Source organism: Sporichthyaceae bacterium, assembly GCA_036269075.1.
Taxonomy (GTDB): Bacteria; Actinomycetota; Actinomycetes; order Sporichthyales; family Sporichthyaceae; genus DASQPJ01.
The window spans coordinates 1-14,497 of record DATASX010000075.1 but is presented as its reverse complement, the minus strand read 5'-3'; the positions used below and the strand labels follow the sequence as shown (position 1 = coordinate 14,497).

The window sequence follows — 14,497 nt, the reverse complement described above, 5'->3', positions numbered from 1 at the left end:
CCCCTCTGCCGCCCAATCCGCGGGCAGCTCAACACACCGCCGGAAGGACCCACCCATGACGACCACCAGGACCACTCCAGCTGCCCGCTCAGCCGCGATCACCGGCGCCGGAAGCGGGTTGGGCAGAGCGATCGCGATCGGCTTCGCGGACAAGGGCTACCGCGTGTTCGGCACCGCCCGCAATCCGGAGGAGATCGAGGAAGTGCAGCGCGCAACGCACGGCCTCGCTCAACTGGCGAACTGTGACATCACCGACCAGGAAGCTGTACGCCGTTGGGCCGAGGACACCTCTGACGCACTGGGCAAGACCGGCCTCGACGTGCTCGTCAACAACGCCGGGATCCTGACCCCGGGCCCGCTCGAGGTCCTGTCGATCGATGCGGTCCGGCGCGAGTTCGAGGTCAATGTGTTCGGCAGCCTGGCGGTGATCAATGCCTTCCTGCCGGCGCTTCGCAGGGCCCACGGGCGGATCGTTCAGATCGGCTCGATGACCGGTCGCCTGCCGTTGCCGTTCAATGGGCCCTCCAGCGCGTCGAAAGCTGCGCTCGAGGCCTTCGCCGACGTTTACCGCGGCGAGCTCAAGCCATTCGGAGTGGACTTCGTGATGGCACAGCCGGGCAACATGGCAACCGGCGGACCGGCCAAAACCGAAGCCGCCCTCAAGAGGGCCGCCGAATCGATGACCCCGCAACAGCGTGAGCTCTACGGCGATACGTTCGCGGCGTTCACCGCGGCGTTCAACGCCATGCAGAGCAGCGGCCTCGACGCCGCGGCAGCGGCAGCGGGCGTGATCGAGGCCGCCGAGCGGAAGCCGGCCCCCATCCGGGTCCCGATCGGGCCGGACGCCGAGGAGATCCTGAAGCTGGTGCACGAGCAGACCGATGAGGAACTCGACGACCTACGCATGCGCCTCGTCGGCCTGCAGGCACAACCCTCCGGGGAGGCCCAGGGGGCGAGCAGATGACCACCACTGCCGGGACGAGCCTTGAGGGGTTTCACGCAACCCGGACCGCACAACGCGCGGACGAATTGGCACGCAGCTACTTCGATGCCGTCAACCAACAGGACCTGGATCGTCTCGATGAAGTACTCGCTCGATCATTCCTGTCCTACGACGTCGACGGCACGCGCAGCCGCACCGCGCTGAAGCGCTACCACGACGCTCTCCGGGAATCTTTCTCCGACATTCGGTTCGACGTGCACGAGAACATCGGTGTGCTGGTCGAGGGTGATCTGGTTGCGCTGCGCACGATCATCACCGGAACGCACACCGGCGGGTACGCGGGGGTGGCGGCGACCGGTAAGGCGATCCAGACTTCCGCCTCGCATGTCTTCCGCGTGCGCGAGGATCAGATCGTCGAGCACTGGTCGGTGTTGGACACCTACCGGATCCTGGTCGTAATCGGGGCGGTCCCCGGGGTCGCGAGTGTCTTCCAGCAGCTGCTCGGGGTCCCCGAATCGCCGGACGGCCTATTCCAGGAACGCCTCGGCACCGAGTTCGGAACCAGACGCGGACGCCCCATTTCACGAGAGGAGTCGCGGGCCGTCAGCCAGCGGTTCTACGGCGGCGTGATCTCGACCGGACGGGCCGAGGACGTCGACGGGGTCGCCGAGACCTACATCCAGAACACCGGCTGGACCCCGGACGGTCGGTCCTGGTTCGCCGACGCCTGGGCGATCGGCCGCGGCGCGATGCCCGACGGCCTCGCGGTACATACGCACGTCGTGGCCGAGAACGATCGGGTTGCATCGATCAGCGTGTGGGACGGCACCGTCACCCAAAGCGGTCACCCGGTCGACTTCACCTCGGTGGACTTCTTCCGAATCGAGGACGGTCTCGCCGTCGAGCACTGGGACACCGTCGACTACGTCCGTCTGTATCAGTCGTTCGGGCTGTTGCCCGACGATCTATGACATTTGATGGAGGGAAGTGACGTGACGACCAGTGGCAAGTTGACTCGGGACAATCTCGCGCAAACGATGCCGGTACATGCAGATCCCCTGAGCTTCACGAACGCAACGTTCCGAGGCGTGAACCAGGTGACCTTCAGCTACCGCACCCATACGGATGCCGCAGCCGCACTGCTGCCCGCCGACCTTGAAATCGACGATCACCCCGAAGTGTCGGTGATGTTCCTGTCTTACGGATTCAGCAGTGTGGGCTCGTTTCGGGAATACATCCACATCATCCACGCGCAATTCCGCGGGGAAGAAGTGGGATTCGTCCCGCACATTTTCATCTCGAATGAACGAGGAATGCTGGCCGGCCGGGAGCGAGAAGGATACCCGAAGCTGCTGGGCGAGATCGACTTCGATATGAACCAGTCCAACGTGTACGGGCTCGTCACGGCGCGCCTGTCCCGACCTGCCGGCGTCACCCTGGCGCAAGGCATTTTCCGGCCCAGCGAGTGGGTCGGCGAAATCAGCACGGACTCCCCGCGGGTGGTGAAAGCCGTAGGGCTTCGGGTCTTCGGCTCAGCCGTGTCCGGTGGCCTCCTGGCGGTGTGCGAGCTTGTGCCCTCGGCGCTGGAATTCTTCTCCGGGGAGATCTGGTCCGGCGACGGCTCGCTGATGTTCACCGGTGCATCTGCCTTTACACCGCTGCATCAGCTGCCAATCGTCGGAGCCGTCGAGGCTGTCGCGTTCTACAACTCCGGATTCCGGTTGCGCCGGCCCACCCAGACCTATCCCCTCGGCGCGTAGGGGTTCTCTAATGACACGGATCGGCATCATCATCGGCAGCACTCGACCCAACCGCGTGGGCGAGCAGGTCGCCACTTGGGTACATCAGGAGGCTGCCGGGCGCGGGGACGCGGTGTACGAGCTGGTCGATCTGCGGGACCACCCACTGCCACTTCTGAACGAGCCGATGCCTGCCTCGTCCGGCCAGTACCAGCACGACCACACCCGCGAGTGGGCGGCGAAGATCGCCTCGCTGGACGGGTTCGTCATCGTCACTCCGGAGTACAACCACAGCGTGCCCGCGGCGCTGAAGAACGCGATCGACTACCTGTACGCCGAGTGGAACGACAAGGCCATGGGGTTCGTGTCCTACGGGGGCGCCGGCGGTGCGCGGGCGGTCGAGCACCTGCGTCTTGTGGCAGGCGCCTTGGGCGTGGCCGACGTCCGCGCCCAAGTGACGCTGTCCATGAGCACCGAGTTCGAGAACTTCAGCGTTTTCAAGCCCGGCACCTACAACCTGGTGGCGCTGAACACGATGCTGGATCAGGTCGTCAGGTGGACCACGGCGTTGGCCCCGCTGCGGAGCAAACCCGCCCTGGCCTGACATTGCCGACGGGGAGGGCACTCACCCGTTGCGCTTCTGTATGTTCGCCCACTCGTCCTTGAGACCCACGGTGCGGTGGAAGGTGCCGGGAGTGTCCAGGTCCGTGGCGAAGTAGCCCAGCCGCTCGAACTGCACGACGTCGCCGGGCTTGGTGTCGGCCAGCACGGGCTCGGCCTTCGCACCCACGATCGTGCGGCGCGAGCCTGGGTTCACGGTCGGTTCGGTGCCGTCGCTGCCGGGCCGGGAGTCGGCGAACAGTCTCTCGTACAGATGCACGGTGACGTCGACCGCGTGCGCCGCGCTCACCCAGTGCATGGTGGCCTTGACCTTCCGGCCGTCCGGCGCGGATCCGCCACGGGTCTGCGGGTCGTAGGTGCATCGCACCTCGGTGACATGGGCGTCCGCGTCGGTGACCACGTCGGTGGCCGTGACGAAGTAACCGCCCCGCAGCCGGACCTCCCGGCCGGGCGCGAGCCGGAAGTACTTCGGCGGCGGGTCGAGCTTGAAGTCGTCCTGCTCGATCCAGAGTTCGCCGCTGAACGGCACGCTGCGCACGCCGGCCGCCGGATCCTCCGGGTTCTCGACCAGCTCGACGTGCTCGACATGACCCTCGGGCCAGTTGGTGATGACAAGCTTCAGCGGTTCCAGCACGGCCATCCGGCGCAGCGCGTGCGCGTTGTGGTGGGTGCGGACGAAGGACTCGAGGAACTCGATCTCGCTCGTGGTGTTGGTCTTCGCGACCCCGAGCGTCGTCACGAACTCCCGGATCGCCGAGGCCGGATACCCCCTGCGCCGCATGCCCTGCAGCGTGGGCATCCGGGCGTCGTCCCAGCCGTCGACCGTGCCGTCCTCGACGAGCGCGCGCAGGTGACGCTTGGACATGACGGTGTGCGTCAGCCCGAGGCGGGCGAACTCGGTCTGCTCGGGCCGCTCCCGCGGCAGGTCGAGGTGGTCCAGGCACCAGTCGTAGAGCGGCCGGTGGTCGGTGAACTCGAGCGTGCAGATCGAGTGGGTCACGCCCTCGATCGCGTCCGACTGACCGTGCGCCCAGTCGTAGGTGGGGTAGATGATCCAGTCGGTCCCGGTGCGGACGTGCGCGACCCGGCGGATCCGGTAGAGCACCGGGTCGCGCAGGGCCATGACGCTCGCCTGCATGTCGATCTTCGCGCGCAGGACGCGTGAGCCGTCGGCGAATTCCCCGTCGCGCATGCCTCGGAGCAGGGCGAGGTTCTCTCGGGCGTCGCGGTTGCGGTAAGGCGAGGAGATGCCGGGCTTGCCGAAGCCGCCGCGCTGCGCCCGGATGGTGTCGCCGTCCTGGTCGTCGACGTAGGCCAGACCCTTGCCCACCAGCACTTCTGCCCAGTCGTAGAGCTGGCCGAAGTAGTCCGAGGCGTAGAAGACGTTGGCCGGGGTGAAGCCGAGCCAGGCGACGTCGGCGAGGATCGCCTCGACGTACTCATGGTCCTCAGCCTCGGGATTGGTGTCGTCGAAGCGCAGGTTGCAGACCCCGCCGAACTCCGCAGCGATGCCGAAGTTCAGGCAGATGCTCTTGGCGTGCCCGATGTGCAGGTAGCCATTGGGCTCCGGCGGGAAGCGCGTCTGCACCCGGTTGCCGTACTTCCCACTCGCGAGGTCGCGGCGGATCAGGTCGCGGATGAAGTCGCTCGGCGCGGAGCCGGCGTCGGGGTCGGCGTTCACTCGGTCATGTTTTCAGGCCCGGCGGACAGACTTGCAACGGGAGGGTGGACGACGATCCGTCAAGGATCAGCCGAAGTCATACACCGGTCGGGGTGGGACGCCGGGGGATCGAACCCCGAACCCGCAAATTAGAAATTGGGCGGAAACGGCTCGCCCGGGTCGACCACAGTTGGCTGACCTGCACCTTCGTCGTCGATCCGTCGGCTGTGGTCGCCGTGTTCGACCCTGTTTCATAGTCAAATTCATAGTCATTGCGCCGGGCCTAGCCGCTCTGCCCGCCGCGCAACGCGGAGAGGCACAGGAGCCCCCGCCGGCGAGCGGAGCGGGGTAGGGCACCCTCGGCGTGCTCCCTTCGGTGAAGGTGCGAGGCCCGCCCAGGCCCCCGAGCGCGATCCACTTCTGACCCTTGAAGGAGTCGAGCTCCTTCAGCAGGTCCGCCGTCGTCGGGTTCGTGGGGCTAAGTTCGGCCGCGGCCGCAATTGACCCGGACGCTGTCGCGCTACAGCCGGCTCGAGAACGACATCAAGGATTTCCTCAAGGCAACGAGTTGTCTTGCTGACACGGCTTAAGGCCACGCTCGACGTTGGCATCGGACACCTCCGCACCACCCACGCCTAGCGCCAACTTTCACGGGATCACACGTAGGACGATGCGGCCTTTGCCATGGCGGGTGGCGGCGAATTCGTGCGCCTCGGCGGCGGCGCTGAGCGGGAGAACGACTCCGACCCGGGGACGTAGCAGCCCCCGGGCGGCCAGGTCGGCGACCGCGTGCAGGTCCTCGGGCACGAGTCGGGCGAGCACCGGCGTGGCTCGGTGGTCGGCGAAGTCGACCACCGAGGCGTAGCGGGTCGCGTCGTACCCGATGACTTCGGCAATGGCGCGCACGGTGCCATTGCCGACGGTGTCCAACACCGCGTCGACGCCGTTCGGTGCGAGGCCGGCGATCCGCTCGAGCGCGGGGGCGGCGTCGCTGACCGGATGGGCGCCGAGGCCACGGAGCATCTCTGTGTGGTTGTCGGCAGCGACGCCGATGACGGTGGCGCCACGGGCGACGGCGATCTGGACCGCGATGGATCCGACGCCGCCGGCCGCACCGTGGACGAGCAGCGTGGTCCCGGCCTGCACGTCGAGAGCTCGGACGACCGCTTGGTACGCGGTGAGTCCGTTCAGGGGGAGGGCGGCCGCTTCCTCCCAGGACAGATCGGCAGGTTTCGGCGCGAGAGTGTGGAGCTCGGTGGCGACCTGCTCGGCGTAGCCCCCGTGCAGGTGGGCGACGCTCGTGCGGACGTAGCCGATGACTTCGTCGCCTGGCTTGAATTCTCCGACGCCGATGCCGACCTGCTCCACGACCCCGGCGATGTCCCAGCCGGGGATGACGGGGAAGTAGGTCGGGACGGTGGCCTCGCCGTATCCGCCGCGCAGAGCGAGGTCCACGGGGTTGACGGCCGCCGCGTGCACACGGACGAGCACAGAGTCGAGGTTCACCTTCGGGGGTGCCACCTCGGCCAGTTCGAGGACCTCGGGGCCGCCGTAGCTGTGATAGACGATCGCCTTCATCTCACGCCCCGGCGAAGACCGTCGGCCGACGCCAGTGCCGCGCGGATCTCCTCGGCGGAGGCGGGAGCGGCCGGCTGGTTCAAGTACTGGTCGTCCTTGGTCACCGCATAGGGCGCGCAGAAGGCCGGAGTGCCCACTTGTGAGCGCCAGCTTTCGGTGAGCGGCCCCATGTCCACCGAGTCGTACCCGAGCAGCGAGAGCAATTCGGCGGCCTGCTTTTTCGCGCCCGGGTCGTTGCCCGCGATCGGCAGGGCGGTGCGGTCCGCCGCGTCCTCGCGGCGCGGCAGGGCCCGGAGGTGCTTGTAGTTGATGTTGTTGAACGCCTTCACGACGTGCGCCCCGGCCAGGTGCCGCTGGAGCAGTTCGCTATCGGTGAGCTCCTGCGCTTCGAGTTCCGGGATGGTGCCGTCACGCGGGGCAAAGTAGTTGCCGGTGTCGATGACCGTCTTGCCGACGAGGGGCTCCTGGGGAACCGTCCCCACAGCGCTGACCGGGATCGTCACGACGACCCAGTCCCCGGCCGCTGCCGCCTGCGCGGGAGTGGCCGCACAGGCCTGCGGCCCCAGTTCGGCCACGAGGACGGAAAGCGTCTGCGGCCCTCGCGAGTTGCTGAGCACGACGTTCAGGCCGGCGTCGACCGCCAGACGGGCGAGGGTGCTGCCGATGTTGCCACTGCCGATGAGTCCAAGTGTTGCCATGCCTGCGAAACCTCCAGGTCGAGTGCCGGTGATCAGAACACGTAAGGGATGTCGTGGATGACGTCCTGATGGCTGATGCGCCATGCGCCGTCGGTCCGACGGAAGGCGAAGCGGTAGTACCCGGACTCGATGGGCGTGATGGCGCCCTGGGCGCCGAAGGTGCCGGCGGGCCAGCCAGCCTCGGGCTTCTCGGTTCCGACGACGTCGAAGGTGATGAACTGCGTCTCGATGCCGGCGTCGTCGCCGTCGACGGAGACCAGATGGTCGTAGGTGGTGTGGTGGCTCCAGCCCAGGGGCGGGTGCGGCGCCATCGCCGTGGACATCGCCGCCGCGATCTGCGCTCCTCCCGAGAGGGTTCCCAGCAACTCCATCCCGTCAGGCCCGCGGTAGTGGACCTCGACGACTGCCTCGGCCTCGTAGAGCTTCGCCAGCTCCTCGCCGTCGCGCCGGTCCGCAGCGCGGGTGTATCGGGACACGATCTCTCTGATCTCGGTCTCGGTCGTCACGGTGGTCTCCTGTCGTCGTGGAGGACCACCATCGGCGACAACAGGCAGGTAGCGCGATGCCGTCGTCGGCAATCATCGTTACCCTGCGGGTATGGATCGCCTTGAAGTTCGCCAGCTGGAATACGTCGTGGCCGTGGCGGAGGAGCTGCACTTCGCCCGTGCTGCGGAGCGTCTGGGCATCGCATCGCCCCCGCTGTCGCGCGCCATCAGCCGAGTGGAGCGGCAGCTGGGGGTCACCCTCTTCGAGCGCACCAGCCGTCGCGTCCAGCTCACGCCCGCCGGTGCACGGTTCCTCCCGGACGCCTACGCCGCGCTGCGCGCGGTCGACCTGGCGATGGAGCGGGTGCGCACGGCGCAAGGGGTCTTGCGAGTGGCGGCCGCCCCGGGCACGGGGTCCGGTGTGCTGCGCGAGCTGCATCGCCGCTACGAGACCCGCCACGGCACAGGGAGTATCGACGTCGTGTTCACCCGTCGACAGGCGAGCGCCGTGCGGGAGGGCAAGGCCGATGTCGCGCTGCTGTGCGCGAGCGAGAACGTCAGCCGGCTGGATTCGGCCGACGTCGGTGTGGAGAATCCCGTAGCGCTGCTACCCGACTCGCACCGATGGGCCACACGCAGCCGGCTCACGCCTGCGTTGCTCCGTCGCGATCCCGCCTACCGACCGGAGTGCCCTCGCGTCGGCATCGACGAGCTGGTCGAGCGAGTGGCACTCGGCAAGCTCATCGTCGTGGTCGGTGACAGCGTCGTCGAACGGTTGGGTTCCGCGGTCCGGGCGGTGCCGGTAACCGGTCTTGCGCCGTCGGACCTCCTGCTGGCGTGGCCGGCGGACTCCCACGACCCGCGGATAGCCGACCTCCTCGATCTGGCGCGGCGGCCCGGCCTCGAGCGGGCACAGATGTCGTCGCAGCAGACGCGCGGCGCTGCCGCCGGCTGATCGGTTGACAAGGCCAGGGACGAGCCCGGGCACTCTCGCGCTGTCGCAAGTCACAGGTGTTCCTCGCTGCGTTGGTCAACAGGCTTCAATCGGCTCGGGAGGCTCAATCGCCTGTGGGCCGGGGGATTGAACCCCGAACCCGCGGATTAAGAATGCCGCGCGATCAGCGTCGGACCAGTCCGCGTGATGTCAACGCGTGCCGACGGTCCTGGTCGTGGGCGTCCCTGGTGCTGTCTGAGACCGCGTCAGCTCGGACACGAGCCGGTGGCGGCCCATGGCCGGCACGTTCGATGTGTCGATGGCCCGCCCTTCGTCTCCAGTAGAGAGCGGGTTGTCGGGTGGTCGAATCACGCCGGGGCACCGCTGGCAGTTAGGTTCCGCGAGCGTGAATGACGCATTCGCGGGCTCGCGGGCGAGCGCATCTGTCAAGCACTCCTCGGCATGGGCTCAATCGGCGGGCCGCACAGGTACCGCGGCTGCTCACACAAGGAATGTGACAGCCACGATCACGCTGCGACAAATCGGCGGACGAACTCGAGGGACCTCTCGGCGACCTCCGGCCAGCCGTGGTCGATCACGAGCGAGTGGCCGCGGTTGGGCATCTCCACGATCTCGGTCACGCTCCGGTTGCGGGCCTGCTTCTTGTAGGACGCGTTGGCTATGGCCCAGGGCACGGTGTTGTCCTTGTCGCCCGAGAGGATGAGCAGGGGGCCGCGGTCGGCGTGCTTGGTGTCCACCTTGGCCTGCGTCCACGGGTTGAGGTTCGCGGTCGCCGCCTGGAACAGGGGGACGCCCGAGCCCGGCACCGCGAAGGCGGCGTACAACTCGTGCGCCTCTTCTTCGCTGACCGCGTTGGCGAAGCCGAAGCGGAACTGTTCGTAGGTCAGTGGGACGGCGCGACCGTGGTTGGCGGGATTGCCGATGACCACCGACGCCGACTTCAGAGCGGAGATGGGAAGCGGCAGTACCCCGCGAAAGGGTGCGGGGTCGATGGCCACCGTGGCCTTGACCAGGCCGCGGCCGGCGAGGATCTGGGCCAGCAGCCCGCCGAAGGAATGACCGATCACGGCCGGTGGCTTGTCGAGCTTGTGGATCACATCCTCCACGTGGTCGGCGATCTGGCCCACCGTTTTGTGGGCGAACACCTCCGGGTGCTGGTTCGCGGCTTGGACCGTGTCCGGGTCGTCGGGCCACTCGGCGGCCAGGGTCGTGTAGCCGGCGTCCTCGAAGACGCTCCGCCACCGGTCCCAGCTGCTCGCGAGCAGCCACAGGCCGTGGACGAACAGCACCGGAGTAAGGCCGGAGGCGTTGGCGGCGTTGATCTGGCTCTCTTCGTACTCGGTGATCACTGTCATGAAGTTCGTCTCCTTCGTCGGGGTCAGTGCGCGGTCTTCGCGGCGTCGACGATCAGCTTCTTGACGGCGTCGGGGTGGGAGATCATCGCGACGTGCGAGGAGCGGATCTCGACCGTTGTGGCGCCGGCCCGCTGCGCCATGAACCGTTCGGTAGCCGGCGGGATGGTCTTGTCGTCAGCGGCGACCATGTACCAGGACGGAATCGTCCGCCACGCCGGCAACCCGGACGGCGTCACCAGGATTGTGGTCTCCGCCGGTCGCTGGCCGGCGGCCATGATGGCGGCGGTCTCGGCGGGCAGGTCGGCGGCGAACACCTCGTGGAAGACGCGTGGGCTGATGTAGCCGTCGACCCCGACCGGGTAGGGCCGTAGGACCAGGTTCTCCGGGGTCAGGCCGCTGCCCGGGTTCTTCAGCACGAGCCCGCCGACGGTCTCGCCCAAATCGGGCGCGAAGGCGGCGATGTAGACCAGCGCCTTGACGTTGGGGTGCCCGATGGCCGCGTTCGTGATGACCGCACCGCCGTAGGAGTGGCCGACGAGGACCACGGGACCGTCGATCGTGCTGAGAATGCTGCTCAGATAGGCGCTGTCGATGAGGAGCCCGCGTTCGGGATTCGCAGGGGCGACGACCGGGTAGCCCTCGGCCTGCAATCGCTTCGTGACCTCGTTCCAGCCCGATGCGTCGGCGAACGCGCCATGGACCAGAACGATCGTGGGCCTCGCCTCGTCGGTGCTTGCATTTGTGGCGTTCGCCATGCTCCCGCCGCTGAGGGTCAGCGCGAGCAGGGCCGTGACCAGGCCGAGGCGGCCGAACGTGGATCGCTTGCGACGCGAGGCGTGGTCGGCAGACATGGTCTCTTTGTCCCTAAGGCCGCAGTGAAATCTCGTTGGTCCGAGCCTCACCGGGGATGGGTCGCGTTCGAATCCCCGTGACCGCGTAGTGAGGGGCGGTTGCCGAAACGCGTAGCCTCGGCGCGTGCCGCTCATGGATCGCCTTGAGGAGCGCGAAACCCTGGATCGAGCCCTGGACGCGGCTCGCCAGGGACTGAGCGCCGCGCTGGTGGCGCGGGGGGATCCCGGCGTCGGCAAGACATCGCTTCTCGACTGGGCGGTCAACTCGGCAAACGACTTCCAGGTAGCCCGGCTAGCCGGCGTCGAGTCCGAGATGGAGCTGGGTTTCGCGGGACTGCACAGGCTGCTCATCCCCTTCCTTGCCTCGCGGGAGAAGCTGCCCCGGCGTCAACGCGACGCCCTGGGATCCGCCTTCGGGCTCGTCGACGCCGCGCCGGCGGATCGGTTCCTGGTCGGATTGGCCGCGCTGTCGCTGCTGGGCGACGCCGCAGCGACGAGGCCCCTGTTGTGCGTGGTCGACGACGCGCAGTGGCTCGATCAGGAGTCCCTCGAGGCGCTCGCCCTGGTGGGCCGGAGGTTGTACGCCGAAGGCGTCGTGCTGCTGTTCGGGGCCCGCGAGGCCGTCGACGGCCGCCTGCTCCTGCAAGGGATACCCGAGCTTCCTGTCCGGGGCCTCCCCGAGGACGACGCGCTCGGTCTGTTGGCCTCGGTCGCGGACGGCCCGCTCGATCGCCAGGTCGCGATGCGGATCGTGGCGGAGACGCAGGGTTCCCCGATGGCGATCATCGAGCTCGTCGGCGAGCTGAGTTCTCAGGAACTCTCGAAACGTGGACTGCGGCCTGAGCCGTTACCGCTCAGCCGCCGGCTAGAGGAGCATTTCCTGCGCCAGGTCCGCGCCCTGCCGCCGGCCACCCAGACTCTGCTTCTGGTGGCGGCGGCCGAGCCCTCAGGCGATCCCCGGCTGGTGGCGCAGGCAGCCCTGCGCCTGGGAGGCTCCCCGGATGCGGCCGAGCCGGCCCGAGCGAACGGCGTGTTCGAGATGCACCCCCAGGCAAGGTTCCGGCATCCCCTGATTCGGTCCGCGGTGTACAGCGGCGCGTCGCCCGCCGACCGCCGACGCGTTCACGAGGCCCTCGCGGCGGCGTCGGATCCCGACCGGGATCCCGACCGTCGGGCCTGGCATCTGGCGACTGCAGCAATCGGCCCCGACGAAGCGGTGGCCGCCGAATTGGAGCACGCCGCAGACCGGGCCCGGGCGCGGGGCGGTTATTCCGGGGCGGGGGCGTTCCTCGCCCGGGCGGCGGAGCTGACCCCGGACGCTGCCCGACGCGCCGAGCGGGTACTGGCCGCGGCACGCGCCCATCTCACCGGAGGCTCACCAGCCCGGGCGAAACTGCTGCTCGAAGAGACCTCTCACCTCGGCGATCCGCTGCACCGAGCGAAGGCGCAACGCCTGCAGGGTGCGATCCGATACGCCCTGGGACACGCCCCGGGCACCGCGGCCGTGCTGGTCGACGCGGCTCGCACCCTGGAGCCGTTCGACATCCGCTTGGCCCGCGCCACCATGCTCGAGGCGCTGTGGGCGGCGCGGGTCACCGGACGATTCACGGCCATGGGAGAGAGTGAGCGCGATGTCGCTCGCGCGGCGCGCGCCATGCCGCTGCCCGCCGGTTGCCCGCTGACGGTCGGCGACCTGCTTCTCGACGGCTACACCGCGCTGTTCCTCGACGGGCACGCAGCCGCGGTCCCACTTCTCCGCCAGGCCATCGCCGCCCTGCAGGCAGACGACTCGGACTCCCCCGAAGCCCTGCAATGGCTGGTGATCGGATGCTGGGCGGCCGGCGCAGTCGGCGATGATGAGGGACTGCATACGCTGGCTGCCCGCCTGGTAGAGAGCGCCCGCGCCCAGGGCGCGTTGGTCCTCCTCGCTCAGGGGCTGCTGTTCCTGGCCATGTCCGAGCTGCTCGACGGCTCGCTGGTCACTGCCCGGACGCTTTTCGCCGAGCGGGCCCAGATCATGGCGGTCATCGGGAGACCATCGGACGCGTTGGGGCTCGTTGCGCTGGCTTGGCGAGGGCACGAGACCGAGGCCCGCGCCGAAGCAGCGGACGTCGCCCGCTTCGCCGCCGAACAGGGTCAGGGCTGGATGCTCCTCTTCGTCGACTACGGGCTCACCGTGCTCGAGCTGGGTCTCGGCAACTATCGAGCGGCCTTTGCCAGCGCCACGAAGAACTACCAGGACAACCCGTTCCTCAACGTCGTCGCGTTCGCGGACCTGATCGAAGCGGGATCCCGATGCGGAGAACATGCCACCGCGACCCGGGCCACCGAGGAGTTCGCCACCCGCGCCGTCCCGAACGGCACTCCGATCGCGCTGGGACTGCTGGCCCTGGCGCGGGCGCTGGTCGCCGAACCAAGCCAGGCGGAAACGCTGTACCAGGAGGCGATCGAGCACCTCTCCCGATGCCGGGGAAACCTGCGAACAGCGAGGGCACACCTGCTCTACGGGGAGTGGCTTCGCCGCCACAAGCGACGACTCGACGCCCGCACTCAGCTGTACGCGGCCCACGACATGTTCGTGCGGATGGGAGCCGACGCCTTTGCCGAGCGCGCCCGAGCAGAACTTGCCGCCACGGGCGCACAGGCACGCAAGCGAGTCGAGTCCACCCGACGTGACCTGACACCACAGGAGGCGCAGATCGCGCTCCTCGCCTCTCAGGGCGGCACCAATGCGGAGATCGCCGGAAGGCTGTTCCTCAGCCCCAGCACAGTCGACTACCACCTCCGCAAGGTCTACCGAAAGCTCGACGTCACCTCACGCCGTCAACTCCGCCACGCTCTGGGCACGTGATGCCGGGCAGCGGGCCCCCGCGGACGGGACCCGCTTCGCTACGGCCTATCCCCGACGGCCATGTGGATCAGCTGCGGGTTCCGAGAACAGTGGCGAGGAAGTCGATGGCTTGTCGGACGGCGGCCTCGGCGGGCGCCGGCGTGACGACTTCAGTGTCCATCGGGATGCTGGTCCACGACGCGATCCCTGCTGCACGTACTCCTCGAATCGGGCACTCGCCTGGTCGAAAGGCGTCCCGGCAGCGGCGTGCTCGTCTTCGACCAGCCAGGGACACCCCGACACCGAGGCGTCCACCGCTGAGCACGTCCAGCCTGGCCAGTTGCTTGGCCAACATCGCCCGCGCGAACCGCAACATCAGCGAGACGGTGCCCAGGCGGATACGACTGGTGAGCACCAGCGCGTAGGCCAACGAGACGATCGGGGCGTCAAAGCTGCGGAACAGGTATTCGCTGCTTCGCGATTCCAGGCACTGTCAGCGGTTTCCTGCGTGGCTATCGCGACCTTGCCGGTGGGATGTCCTGTCAGAGGTGACCTCACCCTCCGTGATGTCAATCAGTTCGCAGGCACACTGGTTTACAGGAGTCCCACGATGGGGTCAGTACTGACAAAACCGCAGGTCAGGGGTGGGCCGCCGGGGGATCGAACCCCGAACCCGCGGATTAAAAGTCCGCTGCTCTGCCAATTGAGCTAGCGGCCCGACCGGATCGAGACTATCTGGCCAAGCCCTCCGGTCGGGACAGGCTGCGCCGAGTCGGTCAGGC

At 68.1% G+C, this 14,497-nt stretch carries 13 protein-coding genes and 1 tRNA gene; 6 read left to right on the top strand and 8 right to left on the bottom strand.

Annotated elements, in window-relative coordinates:
• The first annotated feature begins 55 nt into the window (after positions 1 to 55).
• From VHU88_13030 to VHU88_13015, 4 genes are read left to right on the top strand one after another with little or no spacing between them, the layout of a single operon-like run.
• Complete coding sequence (locus VHU88_13030) at positions 56 to 964, top strand: SDR family NAD(P)-dependent oxidoreductase (protein HEX3612602.1); 909 nt, start codon at positions 56 to 58, stop codon at positions 962 to 964.
• Complete coding sequence (locus VHU88_13025; GenBank protein HEX3612601.1) at positions 961 to 1,914, top strand: ester cyclase; 954 nt, start codon at positions 961 to 963, stop codon at positions 1,912 to 1,914. The genes VHU88_13030 and VHU88_13025 overlap by 4 nt, the downstream gene beginning before the upstream one ends.
• A gap of 6 nt (positions 1,915 to 1,920) precedes the next feature.
• A complete protein-coding gene (locus VHU88_13020) occupies positions 1,921 to 2,703 on the top strand; it encodes an acetoacetate decarboxylase family protein (GenBank protein ID HEX3612600.1) in 783 nt (260 codons plus the stop codon).
• Between the two features lie 10 nt (positions 2,704 to 2,713).
• Positions 2,714 to 3,286, top strand: coding sequence for an NAD(P)H-dependent oxidoreductase (locus VHU88_13015; GenBank protein HEX3612599.1), 573 nt, complete (start codon positions 2,714 to 2,716; stop codon positions 3,284 to 3,286).
• A gap of 21 nt (positions 3,287 to 3,307) precedes the next feature.
• Here VHU88_13015 and VHU88_13010 read toward each other — a convergent pair whose 3' ends face one another.
• The 4 genes from VHU88_13010 to VHU88_12995 form a co-directional block, all read right to left on the bottom strand.
• A complete protein-coding gene (locus VHU88_13010) occupies positions 3,308 to 4,984 on the bottom strand; it encodes a glutamine--tRNA ligase/YqeY domain fusion protein (protein ID HEX3612598.1) in 1,677 nt (558 codons plus the stop codon).
• Between the two features lie 627 nt (positions 4,985 to 5,611).
• Complete coding sequence (locus tag VHU88_13005; GenBank protein ID HEX3612597.1) at positions 5,612 to 6,541, bottom strand: NADP-dependent oxidoreductase; 930 nt, start codon at positions 6,539 to 6,541, stop codon at positions 5,612 to 5,614.
• The gene (locus tag VHU88_13000) at positions 6,538 to 7,323 is read right to left on the bottom strand and encodes an NAD(P)-binding domain-containing protein (GenBank protein HEX3612596.1); all 786 of its coding nucleotides are present in this window, start codon (positions 7,321 to 7,323) and stop codon (positions 6,538 to 6,540) included. The genes VHU88_13005 and VHU88_13000 overlap by 4 nt, the downstream gene beginning before the upstream one ends.
• The gene (locus tag VHU88_12995) at positions 7,272 to 7,745 is read right to left on the bottom strand and encodes a nuclear transport factor 2 family protein (GenBank protein ID HEX3612595.1); all 474 of its coding nucleotides are present in this window, start codon (positions 7,743 to 7,745) and stop codon (positions 7,272 to 7,274) included. The genes VHU88_13000 and VHU88_12995 overlap by 52 nt, the downstream gene beginning before the upstream one ends.
• A gap of 91 nt (positions 7,746 to 7,836) precedes the next feature.
• Here VHU88_12995 and VHU88_12990 point away from each other — a divergent pair, with 91 nt between their 5' ends.
• Positions 7,837 to 8,679 (top strand): LysR family transcriptional regulator, encoded by an 843-nt coding sequence (locus VHU88_12990; GenBank protein HEX3612594.1) that lies wholly within the window; start codon positions 7,837 to 7,839, stop codon positions 8,677 to 8,679.
• A gap of 506 nt (positions 8,680 to 9,185) precedes the next feature.
• Here VHU88_12990 and VHU88_12985 read toward each other — a convergent pair.
• Together VHU88_12985 and VHU88_12980 are read right to left on the bottom strand one after the other, a co-directional pair.
• Entirely contained in the window at positions 9,186 to 10,034 is an 849-nt protein-coding gene (locus tag VHU88_12985; protein ID HEX3612593.1) for an alpha/beta hydrolase, read from the bottom strand.
• A 23-nt stretch (positions 10,035 to 10,057) separates the two neighbouring features.
• A complete protein-coding gene (locus VHU88_12980) occupies positions 10,058 to 10,885 on the bottom strand; it encodes an alpha/beta hydrolase (GenBank protein ID HEX3612592.1) in 828 nt (275 codons plus the stop codon).
• Positions 10,886 to 11,018: 133 nt separating this feature from the next.
• Between VHU88_12980 and VHU88_12975 the strand changes: the two genes are divergently transcribed.
• Positions 11,019 to 13,736, top strand: coding sequence for a LuxR family transcriptional regulator (locus VHU88_12975; GenBank protein HEX3612591.1), 2,718 nt, complete (start codon positions 11,019 to 11,021; stop codon positions 13,734 to 13,736).
• A gap of 67 nt (positions 13,737 to 13,803) precedes the next feature.
• Here the strand turns inward: VHU88_12975 and VHU88_12970 are convergent, their stop codons facing one another.
• Both VHU88_12970 and VHU88_12965 read right to left on the bottom strand, forming a co-directional pair.
• The gene (locus tag VHU88_12970) at positions 13,804 to 14,154 is read right to left on the bottom strand and encodes an LLM class flavin-dependent oxidoreductase (GenBank protein ID HEX3612590.1); all 351 of its coding nucleotides are present in this window, start codon (positions 14,152 to 14,154) and stop codon (positions 13,804 to 13,806) included.
• 206 nt (positions 14,155 to 14,360) lie between these two features.
• Positions 14,361 to 14,433: transfer RNA gene (locus tag VHU88_12965), tRNA-Lys, on the bottom strand.
• Positions 14,434 to 14,497: the final 64 nt, after the last annotated feature.

What these genes read in the sequence shown, in the direction of transcription:
- VHU88_13030 (HEX3612602.1), top strand. Translation starts at nt 56, where the DNA reads ATGACGACCACCAGGACCACTCCAGCTGCCCGCTCAGCCGCGATCACC.
- VHU88_13025 (HEX3612601.1), top strand. Translation starts at nt 961, where the DNA reads ATGACCACCACTGCCGGGACGAGCCTTGAGGGGTTTCACGCAACCCGG.
- VHU88_13020 (HEX3612600.1), top strand. Translation starts at nt 1,921, where the DNA reads ATGGAGGGAAGTGACGTGACGACCAGTGGCAAGTTGACTCGGGACAAT.
- VHU88_13015 (HEX3612599.1), top strand. Translation starts at nt 2,714, where the DNA reads ATGACACGGATCGGCATCATCATCGGCAGCACTCGACCCAACCGCGTG.
- VHU88_13005 (HEX3612597.1), bottom strand. Translation starts at nt 6,541, where the DNA reads ATGAAGGCGATCGTCTATCACAGCTACGGCGGCCCCGAGGTCCTCGAA.
- VHU88_13000 (HEX3612596.1), bottom strand. Translation starts at nt 7,323, where the DNA reads ATGGCGCATCAGCCATCAGGACGTCATCCACGACATCCCTTACGTGTT.
- VHU88_12990 (HEX3612594.1), top strand. Translation starts at nt 7,837, where the DNA reads ATGGATCGCCTTGAAGTTCGCCAGCTGGAATACGTCGTGGCCGTGGCG.
- VHU88_12985 (HEX3612593.1), bottom strand. Translation starts at nt 10,034, where the DNA reads ATGACAGTGATCACCGAGTACGAAGAGAGCCAGATCAACGCCGCCAAC.
- VHU88_12980 (HEX3612592.1), bottom strand. Translation starts at nt 10,885, where the DNA reads ATGTCTGCCGACCACGCCTCGCGTCGCAAGCGATCCACGTTCGGCCGC.
- VHU88_12975 (HEX3612591.1), top strand. Translation starts at nt 11,019, where the DNA reads ATGGATCGCCTTGAGGAGCGCGAAACCCTGGATCGAGCCCTGGACGCG.